Raw genomic sequence first — 19,616 nt, forward strand, 5'->3', positions numbered from 1 at the left:
CGGGACAGACTTGCGGGCGATCGGGCCCCACACTTGGAGTTTCCCGATCCTGCGCCGCGGACGCCCGTCCGTGGCGCGCGGCCGAGACGCGATCGACGCGATCGCGGGCCGCAGCGAGATCGGGACTGCCGGGGCGAGCGTCGGCCCCGGCCCGGCCGAGCGCCGCGTGCGACCTCGCCATCCGGGGCAGCCGCGCTGTCCGGCCGACTCTTCGAAGGAGACTATCGTGCTGATCTGGAAAACCGCGTTGTCGCTCAACTGGCGCACGAGCCTCGTGTCGCCGGCCAGCGCACCGGTCGCGGCGGCCAACGTCGGACACCTGGTGCTCACCGGCGCCACCGGCTTCATCGGCAGCACCGTGCTGACGGCGCTCGTCAACGCAGGGTTGCTCGAGCGGATCGTGTGTGTCGTGCGCGCCGAGAATCGCGGCCATGCGGTCGCGCGTCTGCGTGAAGCGGCGCTGCGCGCGGGGCTCGCGCCGTACTGGGCGTCGCGTCTGGGCGACGCGAACGTGGTCGTCGGCACGCTCGGCGACGTCTGGCAGGGCGCCGACGCGCCGCGTCTCGCCGGCGCGACGCACGTGATCCACTGCGCGGGCCATGCATCGCCGGCCGACGGCGCGCACCTGCAGGCGGACATCGCCGACTCGCTGGGCTTCGCCGCTCGCTTCGCGCACACGCCGCGGCTGCAGCGTTTCGTGTATGTCGGCACGGCGTATGCCCACGCGGGCCGCGGCGGGATCGTGCATGAGGACGCGGCGGGCTTGGCGGCGAGTGGTGCGGTGCAGGGCGGCGACGGGCTGCCCGGCGCGGTGCTCGCGGCGGACTACCTGCACGCGAAGGCGGAAACGGAACAGCGCCTGCGCGAACTCGGGCTGCCGCTCGTCGTCGTGCGTCCGTCGCACGTCGTCGGTCACACGGTGCTCGGCACGCGTCCCGCGCCGAATTCGTTCTGGATGTTCCGCGTCGCGCACGCGGCGCGCCGCTTCACCGCGCGGCCGATGACGCGCATCGACATCGTGTCGGTCGACGACGTCGCGCGCGCGACGATGCTGCTGGCCGTGAAACCGACGCTGATGCACGACGTGTACCACGTGTCGGCCGGCGACGAGGCGCCGCAGGTCGCGCAGATCGTGCGCGCGATGGACGAAGCGGCGGGCATGACGGGCGCGCCGCGCTACGCCGCTTGCGCGCCGGCCGAACTGCCGCTCGTGGTGCGTGACGTGCTCGGGCGGCCCGAGCCGGCGCTCGAGCGCGTGATCGGCCGGGCGTTGCAGCGGTGCGCGGAATTCGCGACGGTCGATCGCGTATTCGACAACCGCCGCGTGCGCGACGAAATCGATTTCGAGCCGCTGCCGTTCATCGATTACGTCGAGGAATGCATGCGCACGTCACGCGGCGTCGCGGTGACCGAGCTGATGCGCGGCACGCTGCACTGACCGCCCGCGCGATCCCGGGCCTGCCGGTTCAGGTTCGCCGCCGCTCGCCGCGGTCCGGTGACGGCAGGTCCTAAGACGCGTTGCCGAGCTCGATCAGCCGATCGAGCGCACGGTAGACGTCGTCGAGGCCGTCCTGGCCGAAACGCGCTTCGAGCTGACGGTACTGCTCGTCGATGCGCGGACCGATTTCGGTCACCAGTTTCCTGCTTTGCGGCGTCAGGCTCACCAGCAGCCGGCGCTGATCCTCCTGCGCGCGTGTGCGCGTAATCAGGCCGTCACGTTCCATCCGTTCCAGCACGCCCGTCAGACTCGGGCTCAGGATGCAGCAGCGGCGCGCGATCTGTCCCGCTTCGAGCGCATGCGCCGGCTCGCCGTCGAGCACGCGGATGATCCGCCATTGCTGTTCGGTCAGCGCGAATTCCTTGAGAATGGGGCGGAACAGGCCCATCAGCGTTTCGCGGGCCTCGAGCAGCAGCATGGCCAGGTTGCGATGGTCGAGCGTACGGTTCATCGGGGTGGGGAATGGACGGGGACGCATCAATCTTAACAGCCGATGGTGACGAATTTCGTGAATCAGGGTAATCGAGGTTGTCAGCGCACGATTGTTTACTTAAGATGTTAAATATTGACGATGCGCCGCGACGCGCGGCAGGGGAATGACGCATGGAGCTGTCTTGCAGGACCGCCGCGGCACCGCCGCTGCCGGTCGCCATCGGTACCGTCTACGGCGCGCTGCTCAACGAACGCGCGGCACTCGACGCGCTCGGCGACGCCGTGCACGCGCCGCCTTACGGTCGTCCGCCCCAGGCGCCGATCCTGTATATCAAGCCGGCCAACACGCACGCAGCGGACGGCGCGGCCGTCGTGGTGCCGGCCGGCGTCGATGCGCTGGAGATCGGCGCGTCGGTGGCCGTCGTGTTCTCGCGGCGCGCGACGCGCGTCCCGGCCGGGCAGGCGCTCGACTACGTGCACGGTTTCACGCTCGCGAGCGACGTGTCGGTGCCGCATCCCGATTACTACCGTCCCGCCGTGCGCTTCAAGTGCCGCGACGGCTTTTGCCCGCTGGGTCCCGCGATCGTGCCGGCGGCCGCGCTTGCCGACGTCGACGCGATCGGCCTGACCGTGCGGATCGACGGCGACACGGCGGTGTCCGCCTCGACGGCCACGCTGATTCGCCCGGTGCGCGAACTGATCGCCGACGTGACGGCCTTCATGTCGTTCGACGCGGGCGACGTGCTGCTGCTCGGCGTCGCGGGCGGCGCACCGCGCGCCCGCGCGGGCAGCACGATCGAGATTACGGCCGCCGGCATCGGCACGTTGCGGCATACGCTGATTGCGGAGGACGCACGATGAAGACGGCACGCGTGATCTACAACGGCGCACTGCATGTGGCCGAGCCGGCCGGCGACGGCGCGATCCGGCTCGACACGGGGCGCGTGCTGGCCGAGGACGAGGTGACGTGGCTGCCGCCCGTCGCGCCGCGCACGACGTTCGCGCTCGGTCTGAACTACGCGGACCACGCGAAGGAACTCGCGTTCAAGGCGCCGAGCGAGCCACTGATCTTCCTGAAGGGGCCGAACACGTTCATCGGCCACCGGTCGCGCACCGTGCGCCCGACGGACGCGACGCACATGCACTACGAGTGCGAACTGGCCGTCGTGATCGGCCGTCCGGCGCGCAACGTAAGCCGCGCGCAGGCGATCGACCACGTCGCCGGCTACACGGTCGCGAACGACTACGCGATCCGCGACTATCTCGAGAACTACTACCGCCCGAACCTGCGCGTGAAGAACCGCGACACCTGCACGCCGCTCGGGCCGTGGTTCGTCAGCCGCGACGAGATCGGCGATGCGGGCGACCTGATGTTGCGCACGACGGTCAACGGCCAGGAGACGCAGCGCGGCAGCACGCGCGACATGATCTTCGACGTGCCCGCGCTGATCGAGCACATCAGCGGCTTCATGACGCTCTCGCCGGGCGACCTGATCCTGACAGGCACGCCGGAAGGGCTCGCGGACACGAAGCCGGGCGACGAGGTCGTGACGGAAATCGAAGGGATCGGCCGGCTCGTGAACACGATCGTCGGCGAAGCAGACTACTATCGCGCCGGCTGAGCCCGTCGCCCAAGGAGAGCACATGACCATCAAGCACTGGATCGACGGCCGCGAAGTCGAGAGCCGCGAGACTTTCACGACGCTGAACCCCGCGACGGGCGATGTGATCACCGACGTCGCGTCGGCCGGCGAGGCCGAAGTCGATGCGGCCGTGCGCGCGGCGAAGGCAGCGTTCCCCAAGTGGGCGAACACGCCCGCGAAGGAGCGCGCGAAGCTGATGCGCAAGCTCGGCGAGCTGATCGAGAAGAACGTGCCGATGCTCGCCGCGCTCGAGACGCAGGACACCGGCCTGCCGATCGCGCAGACGAGCAAGCAGCTGATTCCGCGCGCGTCCGAGAACTTCAATTTCTTCGCGGAAGTGTGCGTGCAGATGAACGGCCGTACCTATCCGGTCGACGACCAGATGCTGAACTACACGCTGTACCAGCCGGTCGGTGTGTGCGCGCTGGTGTCGCCGTGGAACGTGCCGTTCATGACCGCGACGTGGAAGACGGCGCCGTGTCTCGCGCTCGGCAACACGGCCGTGCTGAAGATGTCGGAGCTGTCGCCATTGACGGCCGACCAGCTCGGCCGGCTCGCGCTCGAAGCCGGCATTCCGCCAGGTGTGCTGAACGTCGTGCAGGGTTACGGCGCGACCGCCGGCGATGCGCTGGTGCGCCATCCGGACGTGCGTGCGGTGTCATTCACGGGCGGCACGGTCACGGGCAAGCGGATCATGGAACGCGCGGGCCTGAAGAAGTATTCGATGGAGCTCGGCGGCAAGTCGCCGGTGCTGATCTTCGACGATGCCGATTTCGACCGCGCGCTCGACGCGTCGCTGTTCACGATCTTCTCGATCAACGGCGAGCGTTGTACCGCGGGCTCGCGGATCTTCGTACAGCGAACGATCTACGATCGTTTCGTGCAGGAATTCGCGCGGCGCGCGAACAACCTGGTGGTCGGCGACCCGTCCGATCCGGCTACGCAGCTCGGCGCGATGATCACGCGCCAGCACTGGGAGAAGGTGACCGGCTACATCCGGATCGGCGAGCAGGAGGGCGCACGCGTGGTCGCGGGCGGCGCGGACAAGCCGGCGGGCCTCGCGGGCCATCTGCGCAACGGCAACTTCGTGCGGCCGACCGTGTTCGCGGACGTCGACAACCGGATGCGCATCGCGCAGGAAGAGATCTTCGGGCCGGTCGCGTGCCTGATCCCGTTCGACGACGAGGAAGAAGGGCTGCGACTCGCGAACGATACCGCCTACGGGCTCGCGTCGTACATCTGGACCCAGGACGTCGGCAAGGTGCATCGTCTCGCGCGCGGCATCGAGGCCGGGATGGTGTTCGTGAACAGCCAGAACGTGCGCGACCTGCGCCAGCCGTTCGGCGGCGTGAAGGAGTCGGGCACCGGACGCGAGGGCGGCGAGTACAGCTTCGAGGTGTTCGCGGAAATCAAGAACGTGTGCATCTCGATGGGTTCGCATCACATTCCCCGCTGGGGCGTGTAACGGCGCGGGTCGTTGCGCCGCTAGAACGAACGATACGGAGACTCAACGATGGGCAAACTGTCCCTCGCCGCGAAGATCACGCACGTGCCGTCGATGTACCTGTCGGAACTGCCCGGCAAACATCACGGCTGCCGCGACGCGGCGATCCGCGGTCATCGGCTGATCGGCGAGCGCTGCCGCGCGCTCGGCGTCGACACGATCGTCGTGTCGGACGTGCACTGGCTCGTCAACGCCGGCTACCACGTGAACTGCAATGCGAGGTTTGCCGGCACCTATACCAGCAACGAGCTGCCGCATTTCATCCGCGACATGCAGTATGCGTATCCGGGTAATCCGGCGCTCGGCCGCCTGATCGCCGAGACGGCCAGCGTGCGCGGGATCGCGACGCGCGCGCACGAGATCGACAGCCTCGAACTCGAATACGGCACGCTCGTGCCGATGCGCTACATGAACGGCGACCAGCACTTCAAGGTCGTGTCGATCGCCGGCTGGTGCATGTGGCATCAGCTCGACGAGAGCCGCCGCTTCGGCGAGGCGCTGCTCGAAGCGATCGAGAAGAGCGATTCGAACGTCGCGTTCCTCGCGAGCGGCTCGTTGTCGCATCGCTTCAACGACAACGGCAGCCCCGAGGAATCGATCCACCAGATCAGCCGCGAATTCTTCCGGCAGGTCGACCTGCGGGTGGTCGAGCTGTGGAAGCAGGGCGATTTCAAGACCTTCTGCGCGATGCTGCCCGAGTACAACGTGCATTGCCACGGCGAAGGCGGCATGCACGACACGGCGATGCTGCTCGGCCTGCTCGGCTGGGATCGCTACGACAAGCCCGTCGAGATCGTCACAGACTATTTCGCGAGCTCGGGCACCGGGCAGATCAACGCGATCTTCCCGCTCGCCTGAGCGCCGCGTCACCTAACTGGAGCGTTCCCATGCCACACATCGTCGTCGAATACACCGCGAACATCCGCGACGACGCGCGCATCCCCACGCTGCTGCGCACGATCAACGCAACGCTGATCGCGCAGGGCGGCGTGTTCCCGACAGGCGGCATCCGCTCGCGCGCGATCGAGCTGCAGGATTACTGCGTCGCCGACGGCACCGGGGACGACGCGTTCGTCCACGTGACGCTGAAAATCGGCTCGGGCCGCAGCGACGAGACCAAGAAGGCCGCGTGCGACGCGTTGTTCGACGCGATCAAGGCGCATTTCGCGGAGCTGTACGCGAAGCGCTATCTGGCGCTGTCGATGGAGCTGACCGAGTTCAGCGAAAGCGGCTCGTACAAGCACAACAACATTCACGCCCGCTACAAGCGGGCCGACTGAACCCATTCCCGATCCGACCATGCTCGAACCCGCCCTCATCGACCAGCTCGCACGGCGTCTGAACGACGCGGAGCGCGAGCGCACGCAGATCCGCCAGATCTCGCTCGACCATCCCGACATCACGATCGACGACGCGTATGCGATCCAGCGCGCGTGGGTGGCCCTGAAGCTCGCGGAAGGCCGCACGCTCAAGGGGCACAAGATCGGCCTCACGTCGAAGGCGATGCAGAACACGTCGCAGATCGACGAGCCCGATTACGGCGCGCTGCTCGACGACATGTTCTTCGACGACGGCGGCACGATCCCGACCGGGCGCTTCATCGTGCCGCGCGTCGAGGTCGAGCTCGCGTTCGTGCTCGGCAAGCGGCTCACGGGCCCGAATTGCACGATCTTCGACGTGTATGACGCGGTCGACTACGTGGTGCCCGCGCTCGAGATCATCGATGCGCGCAGTCAGTCGATCGATCCCGATACGAAGCGGCCGCGCAAGGTGTTCGACACGATTGCCGACAACGCGGCGAACGCGGGCGTCGTGATCGGCGGGCGGCCCGTGCGGCCCCAGGACGTCGACCTGCGCTGGGTCGCGGCGATCATGTCGCGCAACGGCGTGGTCGAGGAAACGGGCGTCGCGGCCGGCGTGCTGAACCATCCGGCCAATGGCGTCGCGTGGCTGGCCAATCGGCTGTCGCGATTCGGCGTCGCGCTCGAACCGGGACAGATCGTGCTCGGCGGCTCGTTCACGCGGCCGTGCGCAGCGCGCCAGGGCGACACGTTCAGCGTCGACTACGGCCCGCTCGGAACGATTCAGTGCTACTTCGAGTGAGGTGAGCGAGCGATGCAGATTCCGTCCAATGTCTTCAAGGCCGCGCTCGCGCGCGGCGACGCGCAGCTCGGGCTGTGGCTCGGCCTCGCGAATCCGTACAGCGCCGAAGTCGTCGCGGGCGCCGGTTTCGACTGGTTGCTGATCGACGGCGAGCATGCGCCGAACACGGTGCCGACGATCCTCGCGCAGTTGCAGGCGATTGCGCCGTATCCGTCGCATCCGGTCGTGCGCGTGCCGTGGAATGATCCGGTGATCGTCAAGCAGGTGCTCGATCTCGGCGCGCAGACGCTGCTCGTGCCGATGGTGCAGAGCGCGGACGAAGCGCGCGCGGCGGTGGCCGCGACGCGTTATCCGCCACACGGGATTCGCGGGGTGGGCAGTGCGCTCGCGCGCGCGTCGCGGTGGAATCGCGTCGGCGATTACCTGCACCGCGCGAACGACGAGATGGCCGTGCTCGTGCAGGTCGAGACGCGCGCGGGGCTCGATGCGATCGAGGCGATTGCGCGGGTCGAAGGCGTGGACGGCGTGTTCATCGGGCCGGCCGACCTGGCGGCCGATCTCGGCCATCTCGGCAATCCGGGGCACCCGGACGTGCAGGCCGCGATCGACGGTGCGATCCGCACGATCAAGGCGGCCGGCAACGCGCCGGGCATTCTGAGCGCGGATGAGGCGGCGGCGCGGCGGTATCTGGAAGCGGGCGCGCTGTTCGTCGCGGTCGGTGTGGATACGACGCTGCTGGCGAGGAGTGCGCAGGCGCTGGCGGCGCGGTTCAAGGGGAAGGGCGAGGCCGTGAAGATGGGTGATGGGACGTATTGACGAAGCAGCGACGAGCTGACCGACGCGATGCTCGACGCCGCGCGTCACTTGCAATGAGCGCGGCGCGCGCCGCCTCGCACGAGAACGGCAGGTCGTCGCATGTCGAATACCTGCCTGCCTGTCGCACACGGTGCGCTTCATTCAAGCATGGCGTCCCTTAACCCGCTCGCCGTCCCGCTTCCCTATACTTTCCCGGCGTCGTCCCCATCGCCCGCCGGAACATGTCGATGAACGCGCTCACGTTGTCGTAGCCGAGATCGAGCGCGATCGTCGTGACCGGCACGCCGTCGGCGATTTTCTCCAGCGCCCGCAGCAGCCTTGCCTGCTGACGCCATTGCGCGAACGTGAGCCCTGTCTCGGCGACGAAGCGTCGGCTCATCGTCCGCGCGCTGATGCCGGCCCAGTCGGCCCATTCCTCCAGCCGCCGGTTGTCCGCGAGATCCATGGCAAGCGCATCCGTGATCTTCATCAGCCGCGGGTCCTGCGGGCGAACCAGTCCCAGCGCTTCGGCCTTCGACGACACGATTTCATCGAGGATCACGTCGGCGATTCGCGTCTGCGCGGCATCCAGTTCCGCATCGCCCCAGCTGGCCGCGCGCTGCACGGCCTCGCGCAGCAACGGCGTCGTGCGGATCGCGCGCGGCGTGCCGGGCAATGCCGCGCAGCGCGCTTCGGCGACGAACGCCGACCAGCCGGAAATGGGCCCGAACGAGTGCAGCGAATGCCGGTAGTGCGGCGGAATCCAGATTGCGTGGATCGCCGGCACGACCCATTCCTGATCGTCGAGGCCGATCGTCACCAGCCCGCTCTGCGCGCCGACTAGCTGGCCGCGCGCATGCGTGTGCGACGGGGTCACGCGCGGGTCGCGCTGCGTCAGCACGGCGGCGACCACGAACGGGCCGTCGTCGGACGTGATGAGGTGGGCGGGCAGCAACGGATCGGACATGGCGGGATTTCCGTATCGAATGGCTTTTATACCGGAGATCGGCCCCTGTTGCACGCCTACACTGCCTCATCGACCACCACTGGAGGACTGCACGATGCGAGCCGAACACCTTCTCCCCGACCACGCCGACCGAATCGAGGCCGGCGGAACGACGATCCGCAAGGGCACCGTCGGCGCGTTCCTGGCCAACGCGCGTGTGCTGACCGATCCGCACACGGCGCCCGCCGACCGCTCCCGCGCGGAAGCCGACACGATCGACGCATTGCCCGCGCTGCGCGCGCTCGGCCTGTTCGACGTGCTGGAAGTGCGCGATCCCGCGCTGCGTGCGTGGCTCGCCGCGCAATGATGCCCGCTCGAACAGTTGATCGAGCGCGCTGTTTCAAGGAGACCGCATGAAAGCCGCAGTCGTGAAGGGCGCGGGCGAAAGCCCCGTCTATATGGAATTCAAAGCGCCGCACGCGATGCCGGGCCACCGTGTGGTCGACGTGACGGCATCCGCGTTGAGCCGGCTCGCGCAGGGGCGCGCGTCGGGCACGCATTATTCGTCGGGAAGCGGCTATCCGTTCGTCGTCGGCGTCGACGGCGTGGGCCGGCTCGACGACGGGCAGCGCGTCTATATTTTCGGCGCCCCCGCGCCGTTCGGCACGATGGCCGAACGCACGATCGTGCCCGACGCCCAGTGCGTGCCGCTGCCCGACGGGCTTGACGACGTCACGGCTGCGGCGATCGCGATTCCCGGGATGTCGTCGTGGGCGGCGCTGATCGAACGCGCGCGCTTCGTCGCGGGCGAGACGGTGCTCGTCAACGGTGCGACGGGAACGTCGGGGCGGCTCGCGGTGCGGATCGCCAGGCATCTTGGCGCCGCGAAAGTGATTGCGACGGGCCGCAACGCGGTTGCGCTGCAGGCATTGCTGAGTGCCGGCGCGGACGCCGTCGTGTCGCTGCAGCAGGACGACGCGGATCTGGCGCGTGCGCTCGGACCGCATTTCCGCGCCGGGGTGGACGTCGTGCTCGACTATCTGTGGGGCGCCACCGCGCAGGCGTTGCTGATCGCGGCGGCGAGGGCGGCGCCCGATGGCCGGCGGCTGCGCTTCGTGCAGATCGGCTCGATGGGCGGCGCGGACGTGCTGTTGCCGGGGGCCGTGCTGCGGGCGACGGCGATCGAACTGATGGGCAGCGGCATCGGCAGCGTGTCGCCTGCTGGGCTGCTCGCCGCCGTGCGTGGCGTGTTCGCCGCGGCCGGGCCGGCACGGCTGACGATCGAGACGCGTGCGGTGCCGCTGTCGGCGGTCGGCGAACACTGGACCGATGCGAACAGTCTCGTGCGCCCGGTGTTCACGATGCGCGACGGTGCGTGATCGGCATCGTCTCGCATCGTCTCGCATCGCAGGGCGGAGGCGGGCGGCGATGCCTGCCTCCGCCCGCGCCGTCAGAACCGCTGCTGAATCCCCGCCGTCACACCCACCTGCGTGGTGCCATACCCGGCGAAATCGCGCGACACGCCGACCTTCTGCCCATGCTGCGCGATCGCGAACGCGCCGGCCGCATACAGCACCGTGCGCTTCGACAACGCGTATTGCGCGCGCAGCGACACCAGCGTCGGATCGGCATCGCTGCCGCCCTTGATGTTCTGGTGATAGACGGCCGCGACCAGCGAGAACGTCGGCGTGAACTGGTACGACCCGCCGACCCAATACATGTCGCTCAGCTGGTTCGCGGCGCTCGTGTGATACGTGCGCCGATAGTTGCGATAGCCGGCCATCGTCTTCAGGTTGCCGAAGTCGTAGCTCAGGCCCGCGTGGATGCCCTGGATATAGTTGACGGTATCGGCCGGCGTGACGCTGTCGGCCGCGCCGTTCTGCCGGTCGAACGTGACCACCGCCGCGAACGGGCCGGTCTCGTAGCCGAGCGCGAAGTCGTACTTCGAGCTGGTCTTCACGCTGCCCGGCACGTTGCCGAAGCCGTACAGCGCGCCGAACTTGAAGCCGCCGAATTCGCCGTCGTAGCGCACGGCGTTCGACGAACGCGTGAAGAGGCCGTCCTTGCGCCCGCCGGTCGCCATCGACGACGTCGCCCACGAGTAGTTCTGCGCGTAACCCATCGGGTCGAACGGCAGCATGTAGTCGTAGGTGACGGTGAAGTTGCGGCCGAGCGAGACTTCGCCCCATTTGCCTTTCAGGCCGACCGTCGCGCGGCGCGCGAAGATCGAGTCGGGGCCGTCGTCGGACGCGCCGTTCGCCAGATCGATCCCGCTTTCGAGGCGGAACACGGCCTTCAGGCCGCCGCCGAGATCCTCGATGCCGCGCAAGCCCCAGCGCGACGTGTTCTTGTTGCCGGATTTCAGCTTGAACGAATTGCCGCCGTCCGGCGCCGCATGGTTCGTGTATTCGATGCCGGCATCCATGATCCCGTACATCGTGACCGACGACTGCGCGTGCGCGGCGCCTGCCGCGAGGCCGGCGACGGCAGCCGAGCCGGTAACGATAGCAGTGCGAATCGAACGTTCTGCGCGTGACTTCATTGACGATGTCTCCTTGTTTATTGTGGGCTGGGTGAAACGGATTGGGGTAAAACGAATTCGCAGGGATACGCGGCGCGCGGCACGCCACGGCGGACGCCGCGAAGCGTCCGCCGATCCTGGATCGAAACGGGATGCGCGCTGGAATGCTGGCGCGGCGGCGCGCAGGCCGTCGAGCCCTGGTCAGCCCGCTTTCGCGAACGCCCAGCAGTCGTTGGCCGGGAATTCGATCCAGTGCGTGCCGGCCGCGCGCGGCACGTGGCCGAACGCGCGCAGGCGCATCTCGCCGCAATGGAACAGGTATTCCCAGCGGTCGCCGAGATACATCGACGTGACGAGATCGGCCTGCAGCCGGTTCGCACCCGGGCCGTCGGCGACCTGCACGCGTTCGAGGCGGATCACGGCCTGCGCGTCCTGGCCCGGCGCGAACGTGTCGCGGGCGAGCGCCTGCAGCTCCCAGCCGTCGCCGGCGAGCGTCACGCGTTCGCCGTCGACGGCGGCGACGCGTGCGTCGATACGGTTGTTGCTGCCCATGAATTCGGCCGTGTACAGCGAGCGCGGCGCGCCGTACAGCTCGGCCGGCGTGCCTTCCTGCTCGATGCGCCCGTTGCGCAGCAGCAGGATGCGGTCGGACATCGCCATCGCTTCGGTCTGGTCGTGCGTCACACAGAGCGCGGACAGCCCGAGCGACACGATCAGCTCGCGCAGCCATGCCCGTGCTTCCTCGCGCAGCTTCGCGTCGAGGTTCGACAGCGGCTCGTCGAGCAGGATCACCGGCGGGTTGTAGACGAGCGCGCGCGCAATCGCGACACGCTGCTGCTGGCCGCCCGACAACTGGTGCGGAAACCGTTCGGCGAGATGGCCGAGGCCGAGCTGGTCGAGCGCGGCCTGCACGCGGCGCTTCTGTTCGGCCGGCGCCACGCGGCGCAGCTTGAGCCCGTAGCCGACGTTGTCGGCGACGGTGCGATGCGGCCACAGCGCGTACGACTGGAACACGAGGCCGAGCGAACGCTGTTCGACGGGCAGGTCGACGTGCCGCGCGCCGTCGAAGAACACGCGGTCGTCGAGCTGGATGCGCCCGTCGGACGGCTGTTCGAGGCCGGCCACCGCACGCAGCAGCGTGGTCTTGCCGCTGCCCGACGCGCCGAGCAGGCACACGACTTCGCCGGCCTTCAGTTCGAACGACACGCCCTTGAGGATCGGGTTGGCGCCGTAGCTGAGATGCAGGTCGTCGACGATGAGCTTATCCATGAAGTTTCACTCCGAAGCGCAGGGCCACGCCGAGACCGGCGCCGACCATCGCGATGTTGATGACAGAGAGCGCGGCGACCTGGTCGACGGCGCCGGTCGCCCACAGCGACACGAGCAGCGCGCCGATCACTTCGGTGCCGGGCGACAACAGATAGACGGCGGTCGAGTATTCGCGCTCGAAGATCATGAAGATCAGCAGCCACGCGGCGAGCAGGCCGAAGCGCACGAGCGGCAGCGTCACGTCGAGCGACACGCGGCTGCGCGTCGCGCCGACGCTGCGGCCGGCTTCCTCGAGTTCCGGGCCGACCTGCAGCAGCGCGCTCTGGATGAGCCGCATCCCGTACGCGAGCCACACGACCGTGTACGCGATCCAGATGCTCCACATCGAGTTCTTCAGCTCGCGCAGGCCCGGGACGAACAGGAAGATCCACAGGAACGCGAGACCGGCGAGCAGGCCCGGCACCGCGCGCGGCAGCAGCACGAGGTAGTCGAGCAGTTTCGTCGCCCAGTCGTTGCGACGATGGCCGGCGAACGCGACGAGCGAGTAGAAGCCGATCGCGACCGCGCCGCCGATCACGCCAATGCCGAGCGTGTTGACGATGGCGCGCACGAGGTTGTCCTGTTCGAACAGCTCGATGAAGTTCGCCAGGGTCAGCACTTCGGCGAGCGCGACGCCTTCGCCCCAGTTGGTCACGAACGCGCGCAGCACGATGCCCGAGATCGGCACGATCACGGTCAGCATCAGCCACAGCGCGACGATCGCGAGCGCGACCCAGCGCCACACGCCGAGCGGCAGCACCGTCGAGCGGCCGGCCTTGCCCTTCACGGTGACGAAGCGGTTCGCCGTCTTCAGCAGGCGGCGCTGCAGCAGCACGAGCGGGAACGTGATCGCGACGATGCACACCGCGACCGCGGCCATCAGGTGATACGACGGCACGCCGAGCTTGTTGGTCAGCTTGTACAGGTAGGTCGCGAGCACGAGGTGGCCTTCCGGATCGCCGAGCACGAGCGGCAGCCCGAACACCTCGAAGCCGAGGAAGAACACGAGCACGCCGGCGAACAGCAGCGCGGGCATCGTCATCGGCAGGCTCACGTCGAGCGCGACGCGGAACGGGCGGGCACCCGTCACGCGCGCCGCTTCCTCGACGTCCGAGCCGAGGTTGCGCAGCGCGGCCGACGAGTACAGGTACACGTGCGGCACGTGCGTGAGGCCGACGATCACCGTGATCGCGAAGATCGAGTACACGTTCCAGGGCACGTTCTGCACCCCGAACATTTCCTTGAACCACACCGAGTAGAAACCGACCGGGCCGGCGGCGACCACGTAGCCGAACGCGAGCACCATCGGCGACACGAACACGGGCGTGAGCAGCAGCGGTTCGAGCCAGCGGCGGCCGGGCAGGTCGGTGCGGACCATCAGGAACGCGAGGATGCCGCCGAGCGGGATCGAGATGAACAGCATCCCGCCGGCGATGATGAACGAGTTCTTCACGGCCAACCAGAAGTCCGGGTCGGTGAAGATGAAGCGGAAGCCTTCGATGCCGAGCGTCTTGTTCGCGTCGAAGAACGGCGCGGAAAGCAGGCTCTGGAACAGGATGAAGCCGAGCGGCAGCGCGACCGCGACGGTCAGCACCGCGACGACGATCCAGCGCAGCATGCCGGCGAGCGGCTGCAGGCCGTTGGCCGGCAGCGCGGGAATCGTGCCGTCCTGGCCGGTGAAGGGCGGAACGGCCGGCGCCGTTCCGCGTGTGCTGGTTGAAAGCATGAGTTTACCCCTGCGGCCATCCGGATGGCCGCCTCTAGGAAGTCGGTAAGGGGAAGGGGGCCGCCCGCGCGCGGTGCGGCGGGCGGCCCGAGGTCAGCGGATCAGCGCTTGATCGCCTGCTGCCATTGCTTCAGGAACGCGAGGCGCTTCGACTGATCGAGATAAACGAGCAGGCCGGTGCCGATCTGGATCGGCTTCAGCGAATCGCCGAGTTCCTTCGTGAGGCTCGCGGCCGACGTTTCGCCGGTCACGTCCGTGCGGATCGCGTACAGGTTCGCCTGGTTCGCGATCAGCGTCTGGCCGCGCTGCGACAGCAGGTAGTCGACCCACAGCTTCGCGGCGTTCGGGTTTTTCGCCTTCTTCGAGATCGTGGCCAGGCGGCTCACGACCTGTGTGTAGTCCTTCGGAAACACGTAGCCGATCGACTTGTCCTTCTTCGCCTTCGCGTAGGCATACGAACCGATGATGTTGTAGCCGATCAGGTTCTCGCCCGACGAAATCCGCTCCATCATCGCGCCGGTGCTCGACTGCAGCTTCGGGCCGGTCGCGCCGATCGCCTTCACGAGCTCCCACGTGACCTTCTCGTTCACGTGCGCATCCTGCGTCAGGTAGTTGAAGCCGACCCCCGACTTCTCGATGTCGTAGGTCGTGACCTTGCCCTTGAACTTGTCGGCTTGCGTGGTGAGCAGCTTGATCAGGTCGGCGCGCGTCTTCGGCACCTCGTTCTCGGGGATCAGGCGCTTGTTGTAGACGATCGCGAGCGGCTCGAACGTCGTGCCGTACGCCTGCTTCTGGTATTGCGCCCATTGCGGCACGTTCGGGCTTTCGGGCGAATCGTACGACGCCATCAGGCCGTCGTTGACGAGCTTGACCTGCAGGTCCATCGCGGAGCTCCACAGCACGTCGGCGCTGGTGCTGCTGGCCGCGTTCTCGCTGATGTAGCGGTTGTACAGCTCGGTGCTGTTCATGTCGTTGTACTCGACCTTCACGCCGTACAGGCTTTCGAAGTCCTTGATCAGCGGGCGCACGAGGCCCGTGTCGGTCGTCGAGTAGACGATCAGCTTGCCTTCCTTCTTCGCGGCATCGATGACACCCTGGTAGTTACCCGGATATCCGGCCGGAACCTGCGCGACGGCAGCGCCGGCGGCGGTGCCCAGGACGATCGCCAGCGCGGCGGCGAGCTGTTTCGGTGCAAACGGCATTGTCTTCCTCCAGTTATGCGTGTGTGTTGTTCGAGTGACGCGGATGTTAATTGCGACGCACTTTCAGCCCGCTTTCATTTCGGTTCACAATAGCGTCCTTTGTGTCATGGATTTCCCGAGGTCCCCATGCGTGTGCTGCTCGTCGAAGACAACCCGAACCTCGCCCAGTCGCTGAACGACGCGCTGAGCGCCGCGCGCTTCGCGGTCGATCACATGGCGGATGGCGAGGCGGCGGATCACGTGCTGCGCACGCAGGACTACGCGCTGGTGATCCTCGATCTCGGGCTGCCGAAGCTCGACGGGCTCGAGGTGCTGCGGCGGCTGCGCGCGCGCCGCAATCCGGTGCCGGTGCTGATCCTCACCGCGCACGGCTCGGTCGAGGACCGCGTGAAGGGGCTCGATCTCGGGGCCGACGATTATCTGGCGAAACCGTTCGAGCTGACCGAGCTGGAGGCCCGCGCCCGCGCGCTGATCCGGCGCAGCCACGGCCACGAGCATTCGCGGGTCGAATGCGGGCCACTTTCGTATGACAGTATCGACCGCGGCTTCCATCTCGCCGGCGAACCGCTGTCGCTCACGCCGCGCGAGCGCTCGGTGCTGGAGGTGCTGATCCTGCGCAACGGCCGCGCGATCAACAAGGAGACGCTGTCGGAGAAGATCTTCGGGCTCGACGAGTCGGTCAACGCGGATGCGATCGAGATCTACGTGTACCGGCTGCGCAAGAAACTGGAGAACACCGGCGTCGCGATCGTCACGCTGCGCGGGCTGGGTTATTTGCTCGAAGCGAAGGCCGTGGAATGACCCGCCCGAACCTGCGCACGCAGGTCGCGCTGTGGCTGCTGCTGCCGCTGCTCGGGCTGCTCGCGCTCGACTCGTGGCTCACGTACCAGCGCGCGATGAGCGCCGCGCACGTCGCGTTCGATCGCACGCTGTCGTCGTCGCTGAAGTTGATCCGCGAAGGCGTGCGCCTCCACGAAGGCGAGATCGAGGTCGACCTGCCGTATCTCGCGCTCGAGATGTTCGAGTCGGGCGACGGCGGCAAGATCTACTACCTGATCCGCGCGGACAACGGCCACACGATCACCGGCTATCCGGACCTGCCGCTGCCGCAGGGCGACGGCGCGCTGTTCGTCACGCGCTACTACGACGTCATGTATCGCGGCGACCAGTTGCGCATGGCCGCGCTGCGCGTACCGGTGCACGACGTGCCGACCGCGCAGACGCGCATCGTCTGGGTGATGGTCGGCGAGACGATCGAGGCGCGCCAGGCGCTCGCGCGCGAGATCCTGGTGGGCTCGCTGCTGCAGGAGGGGCTGCTCGTCGTGCTCGCGCTCGGGATCGTGTGGCTCGGCGTCGGGCGCGGGCTGCGGCCGCTGAACCGGCTGTCGGCGACGGTCGCCGCGCGCAGCGACGGCGATCCGACGCCGCTCGACACCGGCGGCATGCCGAGCGAACTCGCGCCGCTCGTCGAGTCGATCAACCAGTACATCGGCCGCACGCAGCGGATGCAGGTCGCGCGGCGGCGCTTCTTCGCGGATGCGGCCCATCAGCTGAAGACGCCGCTCGCGGCCGTGCAGGCAGGCGTCGAGCTGGCGTTGCGACCGGCCGAGCAGCCGCGCGTGAACGTGCATCTGCGGCGCGTGAACGGCGCGGTGCGGCAGGCCGCGAAGATCGTCCAGCAGCTGCTGGCGCTGTCGCGGCTCGATTCGGACAGCGGCCAGGCGGTCGCGCACCAGCCGGTCGCGCTGCACCGGCTCGCGCGCAGCGTGACGCTCGACTGGTCGCCCGTCGCGCGCGCGCGCGACATCGACCTCGGTTTCGAGCACGAGGCCGATGTCGACGTGCTCGGCCAAGCGGACCTGCTCGGCGAAATGATCGGCAACCTGATCGACAACGCGATCCGCTATTCGGGCGACCGTGCGGTGATCACGGTGCGCGTGTCGCGCGAAGGCGAGCATGCGCGGCTCGACGTGATCGACAACGGGCCGGGCATTCCGGCCAGCGAGCGCGACGCCGTGTTCGAACGCTTCCATCGCGGCAGCAAGACGCAGACGGTCGAAGGCACGGGGCTCGGGTTGTCGATCGTGCGGGAGATCGCGCGCGTGCATCAGGGCAGCGTGACGCTGGCCGATGCGCACGGCGGCGGGTTGGTGGTCACGGTGCGGCTGCCGGCGGCGAGCCATCGTTAGAGACGGTTTCAAGACGCCTCGTGGCCGTTCCAGCCGAGTGGCGGGGCGCGCGGCCTGCCGACCGGGCGCCCCGGCACTCACGGCTTCAGCAGCAGCTTGCCGACGGACTTGCGGTTTTCCATGTCGGCATGCGCTTGCGCCGCGTCCGCCAGCGGGTATTCGCCGCCGATCCGCATCTTGAGCCGGCCTTCCGCGATCCAGTCGAACAGCTGTGCCGAGTGCGCGCGAAGCAGTTCGGGCGTGTGGATATGATCGAAGAAGGTCGCATAGCCGATCTTGATGCTCCTCGGCAGGCTCATGAGGTCGATCGGCCCCGGCCCGCCGAGCACCGGACCGTACCAGCAGAAGGTTCCCGAGCGGCGCAGCACGTCGAGCGATCCCTGAAAGGTTTTCGGCCCGGAGCCGTCGTAGACGACGTGCACGCCTTCGCCCTTGGTCAGGCGCAGTGCCTTCGCGGCGAACCGGCCCCCGGTATCGACGATCACATGATCCGCGCCCGCTTCCGTGGCCGCGGCGACCTTGTCTTCGGACGAGACGCGACCGATCACATGGCCGCCTCGCAGCTTGATGATCTGCGTCAACAGCAGGCCCAGGCCGCCGGCAGCCGCGTGGACGAAAGCGACGTCGCCCGGCTGCACGGGATAGAAATCGGTCGCGAAATGGCTGGCGGTGAGACCCTGCATCATCACGGCGGCGGCCGTGCGATCGTCGATCGTGTCCGGAACCGGCACCAGCGACGTGGCGGGGATCGCGATCTGCTCCGCATAGCTGCCGGGCGCGTAGACCCACGCGACGCGCTGGCCGGGTTCGATGCCCTCGACGTCGTCGCCGACCGCCAGGACCCGGCCCGCGCCTTCGACGCCAAGAATCTTCGGGTTGGGCCACCCGGTCCAGGCCATGCCCTGTCGCACGCCGATGTCCATGAAGTTGACGCCTGCGAAGGCGATCTCGACCAGCACCTCGCCCGTACGCGCCACCGGGGCGGGCCGCTCGACCTGCTCAAGCATGTCGCGGCCGCCGATGCCGTTCATCACAATAGCTTTCATGACTCACCTCATTATTGAATGATCATTCATTAATTTGCCAAAAAAAATCTACCTCAGCGCCCGCAGCGTCATATCGGCCAACGCGGTCAGGCTCGCGTGGTCGGCGCCGCCGCGACCGGCCACGCGGATGCCGGTGATGTTCGCGATCAGGAACTGGGCGGTCGCTTCAGGGACGAGGCCGGCGGCCACGTCGCCTTCGCGCTGCGCATCGCGGACCCGCGCAGCGATCGCGGCGATCAAGCTGTGGCCCAGCACCGCATGGATCTCCGCGAGCTCGGGGCGGGACGCGCCGAATTCGTAGATCGAAATCGTGCCAAGACAGGGCTGGGCGGCCGTCTCGACCACGCGGCGAAGCAACGCGTCGATCCCGTCGATCGCGCGTGCGCCGCTGCGCAGCGCGTCGAAGTGCGCAGCGCATTCGCCCATCCCGTAGCGGCGCACGGCCGACAGGTAAAGCTGCCATTTGTCGCCGAAGGCCGCGTAGAGGCTCTGCCGCCCGATGCCCATCGCGCTGACGAGCATCTGGGCCGAGCTGCCCTCGAACCCATGCTCGCTGAAAACGGCGATCGCGCCGTCAAGCGCTGCGTCCGTGTCGAATTCCCTTGGTCTTGCCATGTGCGGACTATATCAGATCAGGAACGATCGTTCAATAACATTGTTGATGGGGAGCCAAAGGCTTGATCTGCCGGCGCGTGTGCACGCA

At 67.9% G+C, this 19,616-nt stretch carries 20 protein-coding genes; 12 read left to right on the forward strand and 8 right to left on the reverse strand.

The window, feature by feature from the left end:
- Positions 1 to 226 precede the first annotated feature (226 nt).
- The gene (locus LMA02_RS21890; RefSeq protein ID WP_228909777.1) at positions 227 to 1,438 is read left to right on the forward strand and encodes an SDR family oxidoreductase; all 1,212 of its coding nucleotides are present in this window, start codon (positions 227 to 229) and stop codon (positions 1,436 to 1,438) included.
- 70 nt (positions 1,439 to 1,508) lie between these two features.
- Here the strand turns inward: LMA02_RS21890 and hpaR are convergent, their stop codons facing one another.
- On the reverse strand, positions 1,509 to 1,949 hold the full coding sequence (gene hpaR, locus LMA02_RS21895; protein WP_006754041.1) for a homoprotocatechuate degradation operon regulator HpaR: 441 nt from the start codon (positions 1,947 to 1,949) through the stop codon (positions 1,509 to 1,511).
- A gap of 152 nt (positions 1,950 to 2,101) precedes the next feature.
- Between hpaR and LMA02_RS21900 the strand changes: the two genes are divergently transcribed.
- Genes LMA02_RS21900 through hpaI form a run of 7 tightly spaced genes read left to right on the forward strand, consistent with a single transcriptional unit; the run spans position 2,102 to position 7,996 of the window.
- Positions 2,102 to 2,791 carry a fumarylacetoacetate hydrolase family protein gene (locus tag LMA02_RS21900; RefSeq protein ID WP_175722134.1) on the forward strand — a complete coding sequence of 230 codons (690 nt, stop codon included), beginning with the start codon at positions 2,102 to 2,104 and terminating at the stop codon, positions 2,789 to 2,791.
- Positions 2,788 to 3,552 carry a fumarylacetoacetate hydrolase family protein gene (locus tag LMA02_RS21905; protein WP_228909778.1) on the forward strand — a complete coding sequence of 255 codons (765 nt, stop codon included), beginning with the start codon at positions 2,788 to 2,790 and terminating at the stop codon, positions 3,550 to 3,552. Before LMA02_RS21900 ends, LMA02_RS21905 begins: the two co-directional genes overlap by 4 nt.
- 22 nt (positions 3,553 to 3,574) lie before the next feature.
- Complete coding sequence (gene hpaE / locus LMA02_RS21910; protein ID WP_166724407.1) at positions 3,575 to 5,038, forward strand: 5-carboxymethyl-2-hydroxymuconate semialdehyde dehydrogenase; 1,464 nt, start codon at positions 3,575 to 3,577, stop codon at positions 5,036 to 5,038.
- A gap of 48 nt (positions 5,039 to 5,086) precedes the next feature.
- A complete protein-coding gene (gene hpaD / locus LMA02_RS21915) occupies positions 5,087 to 5,935 on the forward strand; it encodes a 3,4-dihydroxyphenylacetate 2,3-dioxygenase (RefSeq protein WP_228909779.1) in 849 nt (282 codons plus the stop codon).
- Between the two features lie 29 nt (positions 5,936 to 5,964).
- Positions 5,965 to 6,357: a 5-carboxymethyl-2-hydroxymuconate Delta-isomerase gene (locus tag LMA02_RS21920; RefSeq protein WP_228909780.1), complete on the forward strand. Its 393-nt coding sequence runs from the start codon at positions 5,965 to 5,967 to the stop codon at positions 6,355 to 6,357.
- Positions 6,358 to 6,376: 19 nt separating this feature from the next.
- Positions 6,377 to 7,180 carry a 2-oxo-hept-4-ene-1,7-dioate hydratase gene (hpaH, locus tag LMA02_RS21925; protein ID WP_228909781.1) on the forward strand — a complete coding sequence of 268 codons (804 nt, stop codon included), beginning with the start codon at positions 6,377 to 6,379 and terminating at the stop codon, positions 7,178 to 7,180.
- 12 nt (positions 7,181 to 7,192) lie between these two features.
- Positions 7,193 to 7,996: a 4-hydroxy-2-oxoheptanedioate aldolase gene (gene hpaI, locus LMA02_RS21930; protein ID WP_228909782.1), complete on the forward strand. Its 804-nt coding sequence runs from the start codon at positions 7,193 to 7,195 to the stop codon at positions 7,994 to 7,996.
- A gap of 157 nt (positions 7,997 to 8,153) precedes the next feature.
- Here the strand turns inward: hpaI and LMA02_RS21935 are convergent, their stop codons facing one another.
- Positions 8,154 to 8,942: an AraC family transcriptional regulator gene (locus tag LMA02_RS21935; protein WP_228909783.1), complete on the reverse strand. Its 789-nt coding sequence runs from the start codon at positions 8,940 to 8,942 to the stop codon at positions 8,154 to 8,156.
- Between the two features lie 94 nt (positions 8,943 to 9,036).
- On the opposite strand from LMA02_RS21935, the gene LMA02_RS21940 reads away from it, so the two are divergent.
- Positions 9,037 to 9,288: a hypothetical protein gene (locus tag LMA02_RS21940; RefSeq protein ID WP_166724413.1), complete on the forward strand. Its 252-nt coding sequence runs from the start codon at positions 9,037 to 9,039 to the stop codon at positions 9,286 to 9,288.
- 46 nt (positions 9,289 to 9,334) lie between these two features.
- On the forward strand, positions 9,335 to 10,300 hold the full coding sequence (locus tag LMA02_RS21945) for a quinone oxidoreductase family protein (protein WP_228909784.1): 966 nt from the start codon (positions 9,335 to 9,337) through the stop codon (positions 10,298 to 10,300).
- Between the two features lie 71 nt (positions 10,301 to 10,371).
- Here the strand turns inward: LMA02_RS21945 and LMA02_RS21950 are convergent, their stop codons facing one another.
- The 4 genes from LMA02_RS21950 to LMA02_RS21965 form a co-directional block, all read right to left on the reverse strand.
- Entirely contained in the window at positions 10,372 to 11,463 is a 1,092-nt protein-coding gene (locus LMA02_RS21950) for a porin (protein ID WP_228909785.1), read from the reverse strand.
- Positions 11,464 to 11,643: 180 nt separating this feature from the next.
- Positions 11,644 to 12,711: an ABC transporter ATP-binding protein gene (locus tag LMA02_RS21955; RefSeq protein WP_105785132.1), complete on the reverse strand. Its 1,068-nt coding sequence runs from the start codon at positions 12,709 to 12,711 to the stop codon at positions 11,644 to 11,646.
- On the reverse strand, positions 12,704 to 14,476 hold the full coding sequence (locus LMA02_RS21960; protein WP_228909786.1) for an ABC transporter permease: 1,773 nt from the start codon (positions 14,474 to 14,476) through the stop codon (positions 12,704 to 12,706). Before LMA02_RS21960 ends, LMA02_RS21955 begins: the two co-directional genes overlap by 8 nt.
- Before the next feature lie 101 nt (positions 14,477 to 14,577).
- The gene (locus LMA02_RS21965) at positions 14,578 to 15,678 is read right to left on the reverse strand and encodes an ABC transporter substrate-binding protein (RefSeq protein WP_228909787.1); all 1,101 of its coding nucleotides are present in this window, start codon (positions 15,676 to 15,678) and stop codon (positions 14,578 to 14,580) included.
- Between the two features lie 126 nt (positions 15,679 to 15,804).
- Between LMA02_RS21965 and LMA02_RS21970 the strand changes: the two genes are divergently transcribed.
- Positions 15,805 to 16,479 (forward strand): response regulator, encoded by a 675-nt coding sequence (locus LMA02_RS21970; RefSeq protein ID WP_175705729.1) that lies wholly within the window; start codon positions 15,805 to 15,807, stop codon positions 16,477 to 16,479.
- Entirely contained in the window at positions 16,476 to 17,867 is a 1,392-nt protein-coding gene (locus tag LMA02_RS21975; RefSeq protein WP_228909788.1) for a sensor histidine kinase, read from the forward strand. The genes LMA02_RS21970 and LMA02_RS21975 overlap by 4 nt, the downstream gene beginning before the upstream one ends.
- Positions 17,868 to 17,944: 77 nt before the next feature.
- Here LMA02_RS21975 and LMA02_RS21980 read toward each other — a convergent pair whose 3' ends face one another.
- Together LMA02_RS21980 and LMA02_RS21985 are read right to left on the reverse strand one after the other, a co-directional pair.
- Positions 17,945 to 18,898 (reverse strand): quinone oxidoreductase family protein, encoded by a 954-nt coding sequence (locus LMA02_RS21980; protein ID WP_228909789.1) that lies wholly within the window; start codon positions 18,896 to 18,898, stop codon positions 17,945 to 17,947.
- Positions 18,899 to 18,961: 63 nt separating this feature from the next.
- Positions 18,962 to 19,528 (reverse strand): TetR/AcrR family transcriptional regulator, encoded by a 567-nt coding sequence (locus LMA02_RS21985; protein WP_228909790.1) that lies wholly within the window; start codon positions 19,526 to 19,528, stop codon positions 18,962 to 18,964.
- Positions 19,529 to 19,616 lie beyond the last annotated feature (88 nt).

It is taken from the genome of Burkholderia sp. B21-005, from assembly GCF_020843965.1.
Classification (GTDB): Bacteria; Pseudomonadota; Gammaproteobacteria; order Burkholderiales; family Burkholderiaceae; genus Burkholderia; species Burkholderia ambifaria.

What these genes read in the sequence shown, in the direction of transcription:
- hpaR (WP_006754041.1), bottom strand. Translation starts at nt 1,949, where the DNA reads ATGAACCGTACGCTCGACCATCGCAACCTGGCCATGCTGCTGCTCGAG.
- LMA02_RS21900 (WP_175722134.1), top strand. Translation starts at nt 2,102, where the DNA reads ATGGAGCTGTCTTGCAGGACCGCCGCGGCACCGCCGCTGCCGGTCGCC.
- LMA02_RS21905 (WP_228909778.1), top strand. Translation starts at nt 2,788, where the DNA reads ATGAAGACGGCACGCGTGATCTACAACGGCGCACTGCATGTGGCCGAG.
- hpaE (WP_166724407.1), top strand. Translation starts at nt 3,575, where the DNA reads ATGACCATCAAGCACTGGATCGACGGCCGCGAAGTCGAGAGCCGCGAG.
- hpaD (WP_228909779.1), top strand. Translation starts at nt 5,087, where the DNA reads ATGGGCAAACTGTCCCTCGCCGCGAAGATCACGCACGTGCCGTCGATG.
- LMA02_RS21920 (WP_228909780.1), top strand. Translation starts at nt 5,965, where the DNA reads ATGCCACACATCGTCGTCGAATACACCGCGAACATCCGCGACGACGCG.
- hpaH (WP_228909781.1), top strand. Translation starts at nt 6,377, where the DNA reads ATGCTCGAACCCGCCCTCATCGACCAGCTCGCACGGCGTCTGAACGAC.
- hpaI (WP_228909782.1), top strand. Translation starts at nt 7,193, where the DNA reads ATGCAGATTCCGTCCAATGTCTTCAAGGCCGCGCTCGCGCGCGGCGAC.
- LMA02_RS21935 (WP_228909783.1), bottom strand. Translation starts at nt 8,942, where the DNA reads ATGTCCGATCCGTTGCTGCCCGCCCACCTCATCACGTCCGACGACGGC.
- LMA02_RS21940 (WP_166724413.1), top strand. Translation starts at nt 9,037, where the DNA reads ATGCGAGCCGAACACCTTCTCCCCGACCACGCCGACCGAATCGAGGCC.
- LMA02_RS21945 (WP_228909784.1), top strand. Translation starts at nt 9,335, where the DNA reads ATGAAAGCCGCAGTCGTGAAGGGCGCGGGCGAAAGCCCCGTCTATATG.
- LMA02_RS21950 (WP_228909785.1), bottom strand. Translation starts at nt 11,463, where the DNA reads ATGAAGTCACGCGCAGAACGTTCGATTCGCACTGCTATCGTTACCGGC.
- LMA02_RS21955 (WP_105785132.1), bottom strand. Translation starts at nt 12,711, where the DNA reads ATGGATAAGCTCATCGTCGACGACCTGCATCTCAGCTACGGCGCCAAC.
- LMA02_RS21960 (WP_228909786.1), bottom strand. Translation starts at nt 14,476, where the DNA reads ATGCTTTCAACCAGCACACGCGGAACGGCGCCGGCCGTTCCGCCCTTC.
- LMA02_RS21965 (WP_228909787.1), bottom strand. Translation starts at nt 15,678, where the DNA reads ATGCCGTTTGCACCGAAACAGCTCGCCGCCGCGCTGGCGATCGTCCTG.
- LMA02_RS21970 (WP_175705729.1), top strand. Translation starts at nt 15,805, where the DNA reads ATGCGTGTGCTGCTCGTCGAAGACAACCCGAACCTCGCCCAGTCGCTG.
- LMA02_RS21975 (WP_228909788.1), top strand. Translation starts at nt 16,476, where the DNA reads ATGACCCGCCCGAACCTGCGCACGCAGGTCGCGCTGTGGCTGCTGCTG.
- LMA02_RS21980 (WP_228909789.1), bottom strand. Translation starts at nt 18,898, where the DNA reads ATGAACGGCATCGGCGGCCGCGACATGCTTGAGCAGGTCGAGCGGCCC.
- LMA02_RS21985 (WP_228909790.1), bottom strand. Translation starts at nt 19,528, where the DNA reads ATGGCAAGACCAAGGGAATTCGACACGGACGCAGCGCTTGACGGCGCG.